The organism is Acinetobacter sp. AHP123, assembly GCF_023757925.1.
Lineage (GTDB): Bacteria > Pseudomonadota > Gammaproteobacteria > Pseudomonadales > Moraxellaceae > Acinetobacter > Acinetobacter oleivorans.
In genome coordinates this window covers 297,708-312,060 of the sequence record NZ_CP092454.1, presented here as the reverse complement: position 1 = coordinate 312,060, position 14,353 = coordinate 297,708, and the positions used below count along the sequence as shown (strand labels likewise).

Here is a 14,353-nt window from a genome sequence, read left to right as displayed (position 1 = left end):
AAAAGATATAAAAAAACCGCTCTGATTTGAGCGGTTTTTTTTATATCTTTAAATCTTAGAATTTCTTTGAACCACGGTTAAAACCAGTCGATTTACGTTGGTTACCCGTGTTAGCCGGAGCTTCTTTTTCTTCATCACGACGTTGTTGGCGTAAGTAACCGCCACGACGAGCAGCCATTGGCTTTTCAGTCATACGGTCAGTACGACGTTTTGCCATACCAAATAAACCTGTACCTTGACGTGGTTTTAACTCAACAGATTTTGCTAGATTATCGATGTCAGTTTTATCGAGTTCCATCCAGCGGCCAGTACGTAATTCGCGTGGTAAAATAACTGTACCGTAGCGCGTACGCAATAAGCGGCTTACTTTAAGTTCTTGTGATTCAAAAATACGACGAACCTCACGGTTACGACCTTCTTTCACCACAACTTGGTACCAACGGTTAATACCTTCACCGCCAATTTCTGAGAAAGATTCAAATTTAGCAGGGCCATCTTCAAGTTCTACGCCATTAACCATGTTTTGACGTATTTTAGGTGTTACTTCACCCATAACTCGAACAGCATATTCACGTTCAACTTCATTTGATGGGTGCATTAAGCGGTTAGCAAGCTCACCATCATTTGTAAATAGTAATAAACCAGTACTGTTAATATCTAGACGACCTACCATTACCCAGCGGTCATTCGCAATTTGTGGCAAATGATCAAATACAGTCGGGCGTTTTTCAGGATCATTACGTGAACAGATTTCGCCTTCTGGCTTATAGTAAATCAATACACGGCGACGAATTTCGTCTTCAATTTGGAACTGAACTTTACGGCCATCAATGCGTAATTCATCGCCTGGTTCAATGCGCTCACCCACTTGGGCAACACGACCGTTTACACTCACGCGTCCTGCGGCAATAACCTCTTCCATATATCGGCGGGAACCTAATCCGATTCGCGCTAATACTTTTTGCAATTTTTCACTCATGACAGCACAACCTTAGACATAATGATCAACAGTCCACCTCTTTATGATTTCGGTGCATTTGCATCGAGAGCCATAAAGGCTTCCTTGGCGTTCTGTAGGGGAGGCAATTGGCCTAGCGATGCTAGACCAAAAGCATTCAGAAACTGAGGCGTTGTAATTAGCAACGCGGGTCTTCCGGGTAAATCTCTAAAACCGGCTTCTTTAATCCAGTTCCAGTCAAATAGTGTTCTAAGAATCTGACTATTATTAGACACACCACGAATTTGTTCAATATCAGCGCGGGTAACCGGTTGATGATAAGCAATGACAGCCAGGGTTTCTAGTAATGAAGGCGACAGTTTTGTTGGTCGCTCTGGCCAAATTTGAGCAATAATACTACGATATTTAGATCTTACCTGAAAGCGAAACCCTTGCGCTGTTTCAATCAACTCAATAGATCGGCCGTGTTGTAATAGCGCGAGCTGTTGTAAAAGTTGACGAAGCTGTTGTTTATTATATTGATTATTAAATGCTTCTTTTAAACGGGCAATTGAAACGGGCGCTTCACTGGCAAAAATAATAGCTTCAAGTTGTAATAAGACTTCGTGGTGAATGTCAGCTAATGACAAATCCGTATTATTTTGTTCAAAGCTCATATTGAAGATCCTTGAATTGCTAACGGAGCTTCAATACCTGAGGCAATAATTTTAATTCGCTGTTGTCGGGTTAACTCTAAAACAGCCATAAATGTAACAACCATTCCCATGCGACCTTGCAGAGGATTGAGTAATTCTTTAAAACTTAACACGTCACCAGACTCTAATTTCTCTTCAATATATGCAATGCGTTCTTCTAGTAAGACAGGCTCTTGAGCTACAACATGCGTAATAGGTTCTGGTCGGTTAAACACACAAAACAATGCGTCATGCAATGCTGAAATATCATAGCCTTCATAAACAGGAGCAATATGACCTAAGCTCACATTTGCGCTGAATGTATCACGCTCAAGAATTGGCATTTGACCCAAACGTTCAGCCGCTTGCTTGATACGTAGATAGGTTTCAAGTCGATCAATAAGTTCTTGTTTAGGGTCTTTTTCAATACTGATGATTGTTGGCTTTGGTAAAAGTAGGCGAGACTTTAAATCTGCCAATAAAGCGGCCATCACCATATAATCAGCGGTTAGCTCAATATTTAAGGATTTCATACTATCCATATAAGTTAAATATTGAGTTGCTATAGGCGCAATATCGACGTGAATTAAATCAAAACCGTTTTTTTGAATCAGATAAATTAAAAAATCTAGTGGACCTTCAAACTGTTCGAGCAAAATCTCAAATGCAGCAGGAGGGATATAGAGATCTTCAGGAATCTTGTCATGCCACTCATCTAAAACACGGATGTGTGGAGCGTCTTCCATGGATTGATGAAGTGATTGATTCATTACGATTATAAGCCACGCGAATTTTCAAAAGCATGAGACTTGTTATTCAAGTCAAAGAGAGCTGTAAACAGAAGAACAGCAGATAGTGAAAATCATTCTAAATGAATTGTGCATTTTAATAAATTACTTAACGACTAAAGTGTAAAAAAAATCCAAAATAAATAAAGAGTATTTTTTTGAGTGATAATACTTTTTTTAAAACTATTGGTAAAAATTGTAAGTGCTTATTCAAAAGCACTTACATCGCCAATACCACGACGGATAATTTCAGGATGTTCACCCGATAAGTCGACAATACTTGTGCTTGTTAAAGTACCGAAACCACCATCAATAAATACATCGATTCGTTTATCTAGCTGATTTTCAATATCGTACGGATCATCTAGAGGGTCTTCTTGGCCCGGTAAAATTAATGTACTCGTAAGTAGGGGCTCACCAAGCTCTTGTAATAAAGCCTGACAAATTGGATTACTTGGAATACGTAAGCCAATCGTTTTCTTTTTAGGATGCATTAACCTACGAGGAACTTCACTTGTTGCAGGTAAAATGAATGTCGTTATAGCAGGGGTATTCGCTTTCAATAAACGATATGTCGCATTATCAACTTTTGCATACGTTGCAATATCTGATAAGTCACAGCACATAATGGCATATTGATGTTTAGGTCCTAAACCGCGAATCTGCGCAATACGTTCCATGGCATTTTTATTACCGATTTGGCAGCCAATTGCGTAGGCTGCATCGGTAGGATAAACCACAACATCTCCGGCACGAATGCGTTCAACCGCTTGGCTAATAAGGCGTTGCTGTGGATTTTCAGGATGTACATGTAAATGCATCATATTTTAGAGACTCCATCACGCCAGTGTTAAAATAATTATTAGGCTTTTTAAATAACCTATGCAAGTAATTAACGTGGTTTTTTTGTCAATTAATCAAGGAGTTCACGTTTAAATTCATTTAATTGTAATGATAGGCCTGAACGTGTACATTGGCAAATAAAACCAATAAATGCTGCTGCATCACGTGGCAACTCGGCTTCACCTGAAAAGTAACGTTGTACTTGAGCATAGACATTATCTTTAAATATTTTGCCATCTCCACCATCACCTGTCAGGTTATCAAGCGAGACTCTAAACTTTCTACCAAAAGACTGTGCAAACAACCATTCAATTGCCTGAGGCTTAACTTCGACTTGTTCAAATAGACTTTGCTGTTCTTGCGTACGGCCATCGGGAGCGTACCAATATCCTAGATCCGGTAATAGACGTCTTTTTTCACCTGCAATAGACCAATGACTAATTTCATGCAAGGCACTATTAAAGAAACCATGGGCAAATTGAATCTTGGCAGGTTCTATATTTGTTGCAGGGAAATATTCTGGTTCAAAATCTCCACGAACTAATGTCACATTATGGTGGGAAAACCAGTGATTAAAGTGTAAAATAAGCCAATCGACTTGCTCAGACTCCGATTTTGAGCTTGACCATGGTGAGAGTTGCACTATGTCAGGTACAAGAGTGTTCTGATGAGTTGAATGGGTGCAAACGAGTAATGAAGTGTTAACTTCAGGTTGCGGCTGCAACAGGTGCATTGCTTAATTTACCCCGAGTTCTGTCTAAAGAAGTGCAAAATTGTATCTTAATCTTTGACAGAGTACCGATGAATTTGTAGAATTGCCGCCTTAATTATGTCAGCAAATACCTTTCCGGCACAGATTGAGCCGTTTAAATGGGCTGAACAAGGCTTTACATGGTCAGGTCAACTGCCCTTGTCTCGCTTTGCTCGTATCGCTCGTGAAGCTGTTGGATCAATTGATAACCAATTGATCAACATAGACTGTAAGCTATCAATGGATGCATATCATCGCATTGTGTGGATGGATGGTCATATGGACACGATAGTTCCAATGGAGTGCCAACGTTGTTTGGAACCTGTTGAAATGCCTCTTGTCTTAGACTTTCATATTGCATTAGTGGATGATGAGTCACTGATAGAGCGCTTGGATGAGGATGCTGATTTCATCGTTTTAGGTGAAAGTGAGTCTTCGACGAAAGGCGATTATGATACGCCAGCCTCGATTAACTTGCTCGCATTACTAGAAGATGAACTGTTATTGTTGATGCCTTTATCTCCCAAGCATGATGCTTGTGAAAATAAACATCAACCTACCATTCAAAATGTTGTTGAAGAAAAACGGGATAACCCGTTTGATGTTTTGGCAGGTTTGAAGGGTAAACTTAACTCATAATTTGTGATATAATTGTGAGATAAGACAACTGAATTTGTTCTGATCCATTTTTTCGATCTTTGTAAGGAGCCATCATGGCCGTTCAGCAAAACCGTAAAAGTCGCTCTCGCCGTGACATGCGCCGTTCACATGACGCTTTAACCGAGAATGCATTAACAGTAGACCAAGCAACTGGTGAAACTCATCGTCGTCACCACGTGACTAAAGACGGTTTCTACCGTGGTCGTCAATTATTCGCTAAAGCAGCTGATGCTGAATAATTGTATGATATGCATTAAGCGTGATGCTTAAGTATAGAAAAAATGGGAGCGAAAGCTCCCTTTTTTTGTTGTTTTTCGCAATTATAAAAATATAAATAACATGTTAAATTTCCGCTCCAGAAATGAGTGAAAACCCAAAAAAGGATTTCTTATGTCTGCTAAACGTCTTGAACAAGTAGCTTTAGCCACAAAAACTGCGTTTGTGTTTCCAGGTCAAGGTTCACAAAAAGTCGGTATGCTTGCTGAACTAGCAGAACAGTTTAGTGGGGTTGGGCAAACCTTTGCGGAAGCTTCAGATGCACTTGGATTTGATCTGTGGCATATTGCGCAAAGTGGTGAAGGTCTCAACCAAACAGAAAATACCCAACCTGTGTTATTAACTGCCAGTATCGCTTTATGGCGTGTATGGCTTGATTTAGGTGGTCTGGCACCTAAGTACCTTGCAGGACATTCTCTAGGTGAATACAGCGCTTTGGTTGCTGCAGGATCTATGAGTTTGGCAGATGCAGTGAAACTCGTGAATTTGCGTGGCAAACTCATGCAAAGCGCTGTTCCTCAAGGGGAAGGAGCTATGGCTGCAATCCTTGGTTTGGCTGATGAAAAAGTGGTTGAACTTTGCCAAATCGTGAATGCAGAAGGTCAAGGCTCAGTAGAAGCTGCAAACTATAATTCACAAGGCCAAGTCGTAATTGCCGGAAGTACAGCATCTGTACAACAAGTAATGGCTTTGGCAAAAGAGCAATCTGCTAAGGCAATTGCTTTACCTGTGTCAGTTCCTTCGCATTGTTCATTGATGAAGCCTGCTGCTGAAAAATTTGCAGAAGCTTTGGAACAAACTGCCATTGAGCTGCCTACCATACCTGTAATACAAAATGTCAACGCGGGAATAGCTACCGATGTTGCTCAATTGCGTCAGGCGTTGACTGCTCAATTGTACCAATCTGTACAATGGACAGACACGATGCAGTTCTTACAAGACCAAGGTATTCACTACGTTGTTGAGTGTGGCCCTGGTACAGTATTGAGTAATCTCGCGAAGCGTTTACCAAATATAGAAAAAGCTTTTGCGATTGATAGCAAGAGTAAAATGGAAGATGCCCTAAATGCTGTTTTAGTGGCAGAAGGAAAAATTGCATGACACAAGAACGCAAAGTTGCATTAGTAACGGGCGCGAGTCGGGGCATTGGCGCTGCAATTGCCCAGCAACTTATTCAAGACGGTTATTTTGTTGTAGGTACTGCGACATCTGAATCTGGTGCACAAAAGTTAAGTGAAAGCTTTGGTGAGCAAGGTGCAGGTTTAGCTCTCGATGTGCGTAATCTCGATGAGATTGAAGCAGTCGTTTCTCATATTGAACAGAACTATGGCCCTGTGCTTGTTTTGGTTAATAATGCGGGTATCACGAAAGACAATCTATTGCTACGCATGTCAGAAGATGATTGGGATGACATTCTCAACATTCACCTTAAAGCTGTATATCGTTTATCTAAACGTGTGCTTAAAGGTATGACAAAAGCGCGCTTTGGCCGCATTATTAATATTAGTTCTGTTGTTGCACATTTTGCAAACCCAGGTCAGGCGAACTACTCTGCTGCAAAAGCAGGTATTGAAGCGTTTAGCCGTAGTCTTGCAAAAGAGATGGGTAGCCGCCAAATCACTGTGAACAGTGTGGCACCAGGTTTCATCGCAACAGAAATGACAGATGCACTTAGTGAAGAAATTCGCAAAAAAATGAGTGATCAAGTGGCTTTAAATCGCTTAGGTGAGCCACAAGATATCGCAAATGCGGTGAGTTTCCTTGCAAGTGATAAAGCAGGTTACATTACCGGTACGGTATTACATGTAAATGGTGGTTTATACATGGCCTAGGGCTGATGTATAACTTTTAAAAATTTTTATATTCAATTAAACTAGTGGCAAATCAAACGCCACGAGCAATGAGGAGAATTCCTGTGAGCGATATCGAACTACGCGTTAAGCAAGCAGTTGCAGAACAACTTGGTCTTAAAGCTGAAGAAATTAAAAACGAAGCATCTTTTATGGATGACTTAGGTGCTGACTCTTTAGATTTAGTTGAACTTGTAATGTCTTTCGAAAACGACTTCGACATCACTATCCCTGATGAAGATTCAAACGAAATCACTACAGTTCAATCTGCAATTGACTATGTAACTAAAAAACTTGGTTAATTCGCATATTGCTGAATAAAAGAAGGCCACCGTAAGGTGGCTTTTTTTATTGGAGAAAAAATTTAAGAGATACATATTTTTACAAGATCAACCTCAATTGATAGCAGAGGCATAACTTTTTTGAAGTATAACAATAAAGGTCAGTTTAATGACTTTACTATAAACAATAATATGAGGACTAAAAGATGGGTCTTTTTGATTTTGTAAAAGGTATTGGTAAGAAAAATACCGCTCCTGCAGAACCACAACCAGCTCCGGCAACACCAGCAGAACCTTCTGCACAAGAAGTTGCAAATAAATTATTAGGTTTAATTAAAAGTTTAGGCTTAGGGGTAGAGGGCTTATCTGTAACCTATAATGGTGCTACAGATACTGCAATTATTAAAGGGCAGGTAAAAAGCCAAGCAGATAAAGAAAAAATTATTCTTATTGTTGGAAACATTGATCATGTGGCACAAGTAGATGACCAGATGACTGTTGCAACTCCTGAACCAGAAAGTAAGTTCTATACAGTGAAATCTGGTGACAATCTTTCAAAAATTGCGAAAGAATTTTACGGTGATGCAAATCAGTATCCAAAAATCTTTGAAGCAAATAAACCAATGTTAAAAGATCCAGATGAGATCTTCCCTGGACAGGTTTTACGTATTCCTCAATAATTGAGAGTAATAAAAAAGGCGCTTTTGGCGCCTTTTTTCTTTCTAGAATCTTTTTGGTATTTTTTGCCCATTTGGCACTGGAGTGTCAGCATTCTTTAAAACACCGAATAACCATGTTTCAGCATGCTGAACTGCAATTTTCAAAGAATCACCTAAAGCTAAACGACCAGCAATAAAACTAGCTAAAGAACAACCTGATCCATGATATTCGCCTTCAAGACGGGGGCAACTACTACTCGCTGCAAGTTCACCATTAATATATAAACTATTTTTAATATGATCTGGTGTATCTTCGTGCCCACCTTTAACTAATACAGCTTTAGCACCCATTTCAAAAAGTTTTTTGGTTGCTTGGTCTAAGTCATCAATACCTGTTAATGCACGTAATTCGACTGTGTTGGGAGTAATAATAGTGGCTAGGGGAATAAGCTCAACAAATGCTTTAACAAGAGTCGCTTGATCACCTAAAGAACCACCGCTGTTTGCCACTAAAACAGGATCAAGTACATATTGATAGTCAGGGTGTGCGCGAAGAAATTCAGCTAGAGCAGCAATATTATCTGTAGTGCCAAGCATGCCTGACTTAACGCATTTAATTGGTAAATCACCAACAACGGCATTGGCTTGAGCTAATAAGAGTTCTTTTGAGGTCGCTTCGAAGCCAAATACTTGTTGTGAGTTCTGAATGGTAAGCGCTGTACATGCAATTGCTGCATGAGCACCACTTTGTCCAATCGCTTCAATATCAGCTTGTAAACCTGCACCACCTGAAGGGTCTAAACCCGAGAAACAAAGTACGGTTGGACGCACGGTTATTTCCTTTTCAATTTAAATTTACGTTAGTATAAGAGAGTTTGATTAAACTCTCGACCAATTGAATTAAATACTTTACTGGGTTAGTGATTGAATGGCTATAAAACATATTTTGATTGATTTAGATGGAACCCTAACAGACCCAAAAGTTGGTATCCATACTTCAATTCGCTATGCAATGGAAAAACTAGGCTATCCATTGGCTGCCGATTTAAATATTGACTGGACCATTGGCCCACCCTTAAAACCTTCACTCGCAAAATTGTTGGCTACTCAAGATGATGCGTTAGCTGAACAAGCTCTGCTTGCTTATCGTGAACGTTTCTCTGTGATTGGTTTATTTGAAAATGAAGTATATCCTTCTGTTGTGCAGACACTTAAAGCGTTAAAAGAGGAAGGGTATCGTTTATTTGTTGCCACTGCGAAACCAACGATTTATGCAAAACGTATTTTAGATCATTTTGAATTAAGCCAATATTTTGTACATATTTATGGCAGTGAATTGACAGGTGAGCGCACCAATAAAGCTGAACTTATTCATTATATTCTTGAACATGAGCAACTAAGCTCAGAAGAATGCTTAATGGTAGGTGACCGTCAATATGATGTTTTAGGTGCACGTCATAACGGTATTGAGGCAGTCGCAGTAACTTATGGTTATGGAACAGCAGAGGAACTTGCTCAAGCACAGCCAAAAGCAATGATTAATCAATTCTCTGAACTTTTGGATTATGTTGAAGAAGTGGCAGCACAAAAGAAAGTTTCTTAAATATAAGTAAGTTTTAATTTAAAGGTTTGGCTTTGATATAAAGCCAAACCCTTTTTTATTTAAACACCGTGTTGTTGACGGTATTGAACAAGTTCTTCAATTGTAATCACAGTTAAGTGATGCGTTTGGGCATATGCTAAAACTTGAATACCTGATGCCATGGTGCCATCTGGGTTAGTCAATTCACATAACACACCAGCAGGTTTTAAACCGGCTAATCTTGCGAGATCAATTGTTCCTTCAGTATGACCACGTCGAGTAAGCACTCCACCATTACGAGCACGTAATGGAAAAACGTGACCTGGACGATTAAGATCGCTTGCAACAGCACCATCTTTAATTGCAGTTTGAATGGTAGTAACACGGTCTTTAGCGGAAACACCTGTAGTAACACCTTGAGCAGCTTCAATGGTTACTGTGAAAGCGGTATGAAACTGGCTCGAGTTTTGAGAAACCATTGGTGGTAGTTCTAGATGGTCTGCTAGCTCTTCTGTAAGGCATAAACATACGATACCCGAGCCATCACGAATCATGCGTGCCATTGTTTCTACCGTTAACGTTTCGGCTGCAACAATGAGATCAGCTTCATTTTCACGGTCAAAGTCATCCATAACCAAGACAGGTTTGCCTTGACGGATATCTTCTAATGCTTGTTGAATGCGCTGCTCAGCAGGAGAGAGGGCTGAGAAAAAAAGTTCTGGTTGAATTAAGCTAGACATAATGAAACGCTCTCGTAAAAATACGGTTGAACATTTCAGGACTGATGTAAAAACAGGCTGGCACTGAAATAAAACGGATTTATCCCAGTTCGTCGTCTTCTTTCATCCGGACTATACCGTCGGCTTTGGAGTTTCACCAAATCTGCTCAAATTACACAATTTAAGCTCGTGGGCTTGTTAATCTATTTATAAAAATTAACTTTACCACCGGTGGGGAATTACACCCCGCCCTGAAGCGATGGGTTTTATTATAGCGCGCTTGATAAAATTGGCTAGATGCTTTTATAGAATGCTAAGTCTCTTTATGAATAAGTATTTTCATAAACAGAATTAGGCTTTTTAACAAGAGCTTACTTGTTGATATGAAAATGGAATGCTATGTTTTTTATAGAAAATTATAAATAAAATAGGTGTTTCATGCAGATAAGAGACTATTATCCTCTAACAAATAGCTCATTTATTCAGCATCTCCATATTTTCAGTTATGTATTTATGGCGGTAAGTATTCTTTATTTAATTGCTGCTAATTGGTTGATGCTTCCAGATAGCATTCAACTCGCTATCCCGCCCCTTATATTACTTGTGACAGCATGGTTCAGTGTAAAAGATACCTTAACTGAAGGTGTTAGGCAGACCTTACACAGTATTTGTGGCTTGATGATAGGCTTAAGCTTGGCCGTTATCGGACAGGTTTATCAAACTGATGCAGACAGTTATTTGCTTTTTTTAATTTGGACATTGCTTTTACTACCGTGGCTATATCGACCGAATATTGGAATTTTTGGTCTAATTTGTATAACCAGCCAGCTCACACTTTTTTTATTTTTTAAACAGACTTTTTGGTCAGAAAAGTTTCCATATTTATATCTGTTCGCTCTAAATTTATTAAGCCTTGTCGAGTTTGGGGTGTGTATAAAGAAGTATCGCGCTTTAAGATTTTTTTTTATCACTTGGTTTACAGTTATTTCAATCATTGGAATGATCCAATATTTATCGAATGAAAATATTCCTTATCTGATCTCGGCTTTCTTTTCAGGACTCATCGCTTTTTATTATTTCTTCAAAAAAGATGATCAGTTATGTGCCAGCTTAATGGCTGCTGTTCTTGGTGTGACAGCAACAATATGGCTCGTAGATGGGATTAATAACTTATTTAAAGATTCTAATGAATTTATCTTTTTATTAATTGCGGGCATTATTTTTATTTGGTTTGCACTGATTAGTTATCTTTTAATAAAAATTTTTCGTCAAAGCCGCTTTTATGTCATTCCATTGGCAATTGGTGCTTGGCTTGCAGGTCTAGCACTTGCAGCTTTTACGCTGGTGTTTTGGGAGGCTATTTCTTTAGTTATTGGAATTATTTTTGTTGGACTAGCTTTTATTCTTTTAAAGAAATCACAAAGCTATTTCTTTCGACAATTTGCTTATTGTTTATTTATCAGTGGACAGACTGCTTTCTTATTTCATCTTGGTTCAGAAACAGATCAAATTCTATGGGTTTTAATTGCGCAGATTTTTATTCTATGTATCAGTTATTTCCTTAAACCGCATTGGTTCTTCATTTTAATTCAAATGCTTGCTACATATGGCATCGCTTTTATCTACTTGCTACAAGTAGACCATTCATTGTGGTCAATACATTCTAATCAGACTTATTTAAATTTAACTTTGCTCAGTTACTTGGTTTTTAGTTTGGTGCTGTTGCCTAAGAGTGAATCAATAGCGTTATATGAGCGTAGTATTTTTTTATGTGTGCTTGTAGTAATTCTAGTAGCTTCTTTTTTTGATGCTTTTATTGGTTTAATTCCAGAGAGTTCGATAGGTCAGCAGCTATGGGTTTTGTATTTGCTACCTAGCATATGGTTGCTATGTTTTGGTATTTTTCGTTTATATAGACAACTTCATGGAGTCACTTTTTTTGCCTTTTTAATTTTTGGCATATTGCTTATTACACTTGGCTATTTTGAAATTTTTATCCTGTTCATTATTTTAACGTGGGCATTAAAAAAGAAAGATTATATAGTTTATGGAGTTAGCTTGACTGTATTAGTTTTAGTGTTCTGGCAGCTCTACTACAACTTACAAATAACTTTTCTAGCCAAGAGTGCCTCAATTTTTATTTCTGGTGCTGTTCTCTTGGCTCTGTCATGGTTACTTCATCGTGAAAATAAAGATGATCTTGTTGAAGTTGAAGGAGAGAAAAAATGAAAAAGTATTTTTCTCTTATTCTTGCATTAGTCACCCTATTAATCTTTGTAGGATTAGTGGCAAAAAACGAATGGCATCTGCATCATAGTAAAAGTATTTTTATTGAACTTAGACCAGTCGATCCTCGTTCAATTTTACAAGGTGACTATATGGCACTGGCTTATGAGTTAAATTTACAATCTCTTAAAGCTCTTGCAGGAAGTGAGAGTGAGGCTCTAGATCAGGTAATTTTTAATCATTCTTCTGTTCAAGCAAAAGTTATTTTGGATTCACAAAATCGAGTAGTTCGTACAATTTTAGATATTAACAATTCATTTGCTGGGCAAAGTTTAATTTTAAAAAATCCTGAAAATCGTTCACAGGCTTTATATCCCGCTTCACGAAGTTTCTTGTTTGCCGAAGGTCTAGCTCAATGCTATCAGAAAGCAAAGTATGCTGAATTTAAGGTAAATACAAAAGGAGAGGCGATTCTGTTTGATTTGCGAGGAGAGGGGCTTCAACCATTGAATTGCAAACAGCAAAAGAATTGGTGGGATGGAACAATTTAGGATTTATAAAATTATAAAAGCCCGTCAATGCGGGCTTTTTTATTCTTAGAAGAAATTAGGCAACTTGGACAGGGATACAATTCGCTGTGTGGTTGACTGTATTATTTGGGTTTGCATAGACCAAACGTGGTTTATGAATGTTTGCTTCAGCTTCAGTAAAATCACCAAATGTAGCAATAATGACGAGATCACCAACGTCTGCTTGATGTGCAGCACCGCCGTTTACTGAAATAATTCCAGAGCTATCTTCACCACGAATCGCATAAGTCGTGAAGCGTTTGCCATTGGTTACATTCCAAACATGAATTTCTTCATATTCACGAATACCAGCTAAGTCCATCAATACGCCATCAATTGCACAAGAACCTTCATAGTGAAGTTCAGCATGGGTTACAACTGCACGGTGAATTTTGCATTTTAATAAACGAGATAGCATGGCTAGCGTCTCCTGAGTAGACCTAAGATGTAGATCTTATGGTGAAATCTTTAGCTTTTGCGGTTGGCAAAGTGGCTGATGCGCATTTTGCTCCTAAAAAAGCAAGATAGCAAGCATGATTGTTCAACAATTTAAGTGGGTTTATATGCATTAATTTGATTCATGGCCTGTGGAACTTGTCCTTGAACAAGTAGTTTCACTTTAGAAATGGCATGATCAATTGCTGCATCCATCAGACTTTGTTCACTACTTGGTGCTTTTCCAAGTACGTGGCCTGAAACTCTTTCTTTTGAGCCAGGATGTCCGATACCAATACGTAAACGATGAAAATTTGGACCAATATGAGGGACAATGTCACGTAAACCGTTATGACCACCATGTCCACCGCCTGTTTTAAGACGAATTACACCAGGGTTCATATCAAGTTCATCATGAGCAATTAAAATTGCTTCGGGAGCAATTTGATAAAATTTTGCAAATGGAACTACACTTTGTCCAGAACGGTTCATAAATGTAGTGGGTAGAAGTAGACGGACATCGTGTCCTTCTATATTACCACGTCCACTGATTCCGTGAAATTTCGGATCATTTTTTAATGTAATGCCATATTTATTAGCAAGCTGTTCAATGAACCAAAAGCCTGCATTATGGCGGGTTTGGGCATATTCTGAACCAGGATTGCCCAAACCAACAATTAGCGAAATATTTGACACTAATCTACGCCTTTCAACACTTATGCGCGTTTGAAGTCAGCGTGCATAGGAGTGTTTTTAGATGGGTGACGTTGTAACGCTTGGATTTTAACGTTTTCAACTTTGTCGCCCACTTTGATTTCTACAACTTCTTCAAAGAAAGCATTGTTTTCTAAAGCTTTTACAAGCTCACGAAGTTCTAAAGTAATAGCTACAGGCTCAGCATTGCCACCATAAATGATAGCTGGAATTAATGCTTCGTGACGAAGGCGGCGGCTCGCACCTTTCCCTTGTTTGTCTTCAGCACGCGCTTGAGCGTTTAATACGAAGTTTGCCATGAGTAAATCCTCATTAAAGTTTAAATATACTAAACTTGCGACCAGTTTAGTGATAGAAAACCCCAGCCA

At 38.7% G+C, this 14,353-nt stretch carries 19 protein-coding genes and 1 riboswitch; of the genes, 9 read left to right on the top strand and 10 right to left on the bottom strand.

The features are described 5' to 3' along the window. Positions 1 to 55 precede the first annotated feature (55 nt). The 5 genes from rluB to MJX77_RS01465 all read right to left on the bottom strand — a co-directional run bounded on the left by rluB (position 56) and on the right by MJX77_RS01465 (position 3,996). Positions 56 to 979: a 23S rRNA pseudouridine(2605) synthase RluB gene (gene rluB, locus MJX77_RS01485; protein WP_004794225.1), complete on the bottom strand. Its 924-nt coding sequence runs from the start codon at positions 977 to 979 to the stop codon at positions 56 to 58. Between the two features lie 41 nt (positions 980 to 1,020). Then, positions 1,021 to 1,614, bottom strand: coding sequence for an SMC-Scp complex subunit ScpB (gene scpB, locus MJX77_RS01480; protein WP_004794223.1), 594 nt, complete (start codon positions 1,612 to 1,614; stop codon positions 1,021 to 1,023). After that, positions 1,611 to 2,402, bottom strand: coding sequence for a segregation and condensation protein A (locus tag MJX77_RS01475; RefSeq protein ID WP_034590956.1), 792 nt, complete (start codon positions 2,400 to 2,402; stop codon positions 1,611 to 1,613). The genes scpB and MJX77_RS01475 overlap by 4 nt, the downstream gene beginning before the upstream one ends. 224 nt (positions 2,403 to 2,626) lie before the next feature. Further along, complete coding sequence (locus tag MJX77_RS01470) at positions 2,627 to 3,244, bottom strand: L-threonylcarbamoyladenylate synthase (RefSeq protein WP_004794219.1); 618 nt, start codon at positions 3,242 to 3,244, stop codon at positions 2,627 to 2,629. Between the two features lie 89 nt (positions 3,245 to 3,333). After that, positions 3,334 to 3,996, bottom strand: coding sequence for an elongation factor P hydroxylase (locus tag MJX77_RS01465; protein ID WP_252060397.1), 663 nt, complete (start codon positions 3,994 to 3,996; stop codon positions 3,334 to 3,336). 96 nt (positions 3,997 to 4,092) lie between these two features. Here MJX77_RS01465 and MJX77_RS01460 point away from each other — a divergent pair, with 96 nt between their 5' ends. From MJX77_RS01460 to lysM, 6 genes are all read left to right on the top strand, one after another. Continuing rightward, positions 4,093 to 4,653, top strand: a complete 561-nt coding sequence (locus tag MJX77_RS01460) for a YceD family protein (protein WP_004794216.1) — start codon at positions 4,093 to 4,095, stop codon at positions 4,651 to 4,653. A 74-nt stretch (positions 4,654 to 4,727) separates the two neighbouring features. Then, positions 4,728 to 4,913 carry a 50S ribosomal protein L32 gene (gene rpmF / locus MJX77_RS01455; RefSeq protein WP_000290730.1) on the top strand — a complete coding sequence of 62 codons (186 nt, stop codon included), beginning with the start codon at positions 4,728 to 4,730 and terminating at the stop codon, positions 4,911 to 4,913. Between the two features lie 151 nt (positions 4,914 to 5,064). Further along, positions 5,065 to 6,051 carry an ACP S-malonyltransferase gene (gene fabD, locus MJX77_RS01450; protein WP_005303062.1) on the top strand — a complete coding sequence of 329 codons (987 nt, stop codon included), beginning with the start codon at positions 5,065 to 5,067 and terminating at the stop codon, positions 6,049 to 6,051. Next, on the top strand, positions 6,048 to 6,782 hold the full coding sequence (gene fabG / locus MJX77_RS01445) for a 3-oxoacyl-ACP reductase FabG (RefSeq protein ID WP_092709241.1): 735 nt from the start codon (positions 6,048 to 6,050) through the stop codon (positions 6,780 to 6,782). The genes fabD and fabG overlap by 4 nt, the downstream gene beginning before the upstream one ends. A gap of 83 nt (positions 6,783 to 6,865) precedes the next feature. Continuing rightward, positions 6,866 to 7,102 (top strand): acyl carrier protein, encoded by a 237-nt coding sequence (acpP, locus tag MJX77_RS01440; protein ID WP_004641570.1) that lies wholly within the window; start codon positions 6,866 to 6,868, stop codon positions 7,100 to 7,102. 185 nt (positions 7,103 to 7,287) lie between these two features. After that, a complete protein-coding gene (gene lysM, locus MJX77_RS01435; RefSeq protein WP_005303067.1) occupies positions 7,288 to 7,761 on the top strand; it encodes a peptidoglycan-binding protein LysM in 474 nt (157 codons plus the stop codon). 42 nt (positions 7,762 to 7,803) lie between these two features. On the opposite strand, the gene MJX77_RS01430 is transcribed toward lysM, so the two are convergent. Further along, positions 7,804 to 8,571, bottom strand: a complete 768-nt coding sequence (locus MJX77_RS01430; RefSeq protein ID WP_252060396.1) for a hydroxymethylpyrimidine/phosphomethylpyrimidine kinase — start codon at positions 8,569 to 8,571, stop codon at positions 7,804 to 7,806. A gap of 97 nt (positions 8,572 to 8,668) precedes the next feature. On the opposite strand from MJX77_RS01430, the gene MJX77_RS01425 reads away from it, so the two are divergent. Then, positions 8,669 to 9,343, top strand: coding sequence for an HAD-IA family hydrolase (locus MJX77_RS01425; RefSeq protein WP_151989106.1), 675 nt, complete (start codon positions 8,669 to 8,671; stop codon positions 9,341 to 9,343). 59 nt (positions 9,344 to 9,402) lie between these two features. Here MJX77_RS01425 and ribB read toward each other — a convergent pair whose 3' ends face one another. Then, positions 9,403 to 10,062 carry a 3,4-dihydroxy-2-butanone-4-phosphate synthase gene (gene ribB, locus MJX77_RS01420; protein ID WP_111855962.1) on the bottom strand — a complete coding sequence of 220 codons (660 nt, stop codon included), beginning with the start codon at positions 10,060 to 10,062 and terminating at the stop codon, positions 9,403 to 9,405. Between the two features lie 90 nt (positions 10,063 to 10,152). Continuing rightward, positions 10,153 to 10,303, bottom strand: a riboswitch (FMN riboswitch). A 176-nt stretch (positions 10,304 to 10,479) separates the two neighbouring features. On the opposite strand from ribB, the gene MJX77_RS01415 reads away from it, so the two are divergent. Both MJX77_RS01415 and MJX77_RS01410 read left to right on the top strand, forming a co-directional pair. After that, on the top strand, positions 10,480 to 12,270 hold the full coding sequence (locus tag MJX77_RS01415) for a DUF2157 domain-containing protein (RefSeq protein WP_252060395.1): 1,791 nt from the start codon (positions 10,480 to 10,482) through the stop codon (positions 12,268 to 12,270). Continuing rightward, positions 12,267 to 12,818: a GDYXXLXY domain-containing protein gene (locus MJX77_RS01410; RefSeq protein WP_252060394.1), complete on the top strand. Its 552-nt coding sequence runs from the start codon at positions 12,267 to 12,269 to the stop codon at positions 12,816 to 12,818. The genes MJX77_RS01415 and MJX77_RS01410 overlap by 4 nt, the downstream gene beginning before the upstream one ends. Before the next feature lie 55 nt (positions 12,819 to 12,873). On the opposite strand, the gene panD is transcribed toward MJX77_RS01410, so the two are convergent. The 3 genes from panD to rplY form a co-directional block, all read right to left on the bottom strand. After that, on the bottom strand, positions 12,874 to 13,254 hold the full coding sequence (panD, locus tag MJX77_RS01405; RefSeq protein ID WP_252060393.1) for an aspartate 1-decarboxylase: 381 nt from the start codon (positions 13,252 to 13,254) through the stop codon (positions 12,874 to 12,876). Positions 13,255 to 13,385: 131 nt separating this feature from the next. Then, positions 13,386 to 13,967 carry an aminoacyl-tRNA hydrolase gene (gene pth, locus MJX77_RS01400; RefSeq protein WP_252060392.1) on the bottom strand — a complete coding sequence of 194 codons (582 nt, stop codon included), beginning with the start codon at positions 13,965 to 13,967 and terminating at the stop codon, positions 13,386 to 13,388. A 20-nt stretch (positions 13,968 to 13,987) separates the two neighbouring features. Next, entirely contained in the window at positions 13,988 to 14,284 is a 297-nt protein-coding gene (gene rplY / locus MJX77_RS01395; protein ID WP_004794199.1) for a 50S ribosomal protein L25, read from the bottom strand. Positions 14,285 to 14,353: the final 69 nt, after the last annotated feature.

What these genes read in the sequence shown, in the direction of transcription:
- rluB (WP_004794225.1), bottom strand. Translation starts at nt 979, where the DNA reads ATGAGTGAAAAATTGCAAAAAGTATTAGCGCGAATCGGATTAGGTTCC.
- MJX77_RS01470 (WP_004794219.1), bottom strand. Translation starts at nt 3,244, where the DNA reads ATGATGCATTTACATGTACATCCTGAAAATCCACAGCAACGCCTTATT.
- rplY (WP_004794199.1), bottom strand. Translation starts at nt 14,284, where the DNA reads ATGGCAAACTTCGTATTAAACGCTCAAGCGCGTGCTGAAGACAAACAA.
- MJX77_RS01465 (WP_252060397.1), bottom strand. Translation starts at nt 3,996, where the DNA reads ATGCACCTGTTGCAGCCGCAACCTGAAGTTAACACTTCATTACTCGTT.
- scpB (WP_004794223.1), bottom strand. Translation starts at nt 1,614, where the DNA reads ATGAGCTTTGAACAAAATAATACGGATTTGTCATTAGCTGACATTCAC.
- MJX77_RS01415 (WP_252060395.1), top strand. Translation starts at nt 10,480, where the DNA reads ATGCAGATAAGAGACTATTATCCTCTAACAAATAGCTCATTTATTCAG.
- fabG (WP_092709241.1), top strand. Translation starts at nt 6,048, where the DNA reads ATGACACAAGAACGCAAAGTTGCATTAGTAACGGGCGCGAGTCGGGGC.
- MJX77_RS01460 (WP_004794216.1), top strand. Translation starts at nt 4,093, where the DNA reads ATGTCAGCAAATACCTTTCCGGCACAGATTGAGCCGTTTAAATGGGCT.
- MJX77_RS01410 (WP_252060394.1), top strand. Translation starts at nt 12,267, where the DNA reads ATGAAAAAGTATTTTTCTCTTATTCTTGCATTAGTCACCCTATTAATC.
- ribB (WP_111855962.1), bottom strand. Translation starts at nt 10,062, where the DNA reads ATGTCTAGCTTAATTCAACCAGAACTTTTTTTCTCAGCCCTCTCTCCT.
- MJX77_RS01425 (WP_151989106.1), top strand. Translation starts at nt 8,669, where the DNA reads ATGGCTATAAAACATATTTTGATTGATTTAGATGGAACCCTAACAGAC.
- lysM (WP_005303067.1), top strand. Translation starts at nt 7,288, where the DNA reads ATGGGTCTTTTTGATTTTGTAAAAGGTATTGGTAAGAAAAATACCGCT.
- panD (WP_252060393.1), bottom strand. Translation starts at nt 13,254, where the DNA reads ATGCTATCTCGTTTATTAAAATGCAAAATTCACCGTGCAGTTGTAACC.
- fabD (WP_005303062.1), top strand. Translation starts at nt 5,065, where the DNA reads ATGTCTGCTAAACGTCTTGAACAAGTAGCTTTAGCCACAAAAACTGCG.
- MJX77_RS01475 (WP_034590956.1), bottom strand. Translation starts at nt 2,402, where the DNA reads ATGAATCAATCACTTCATCAATCCATGGAAGACGCTCCACACATCCGT.
- rpmF (WP_000290730.1), top strand. Translation starts at nt 4,728, where the DNA reads ATGGCCGTTCAGCAAAACCGTAAAAGTCGCTCTCGCCGTGACATGCGC.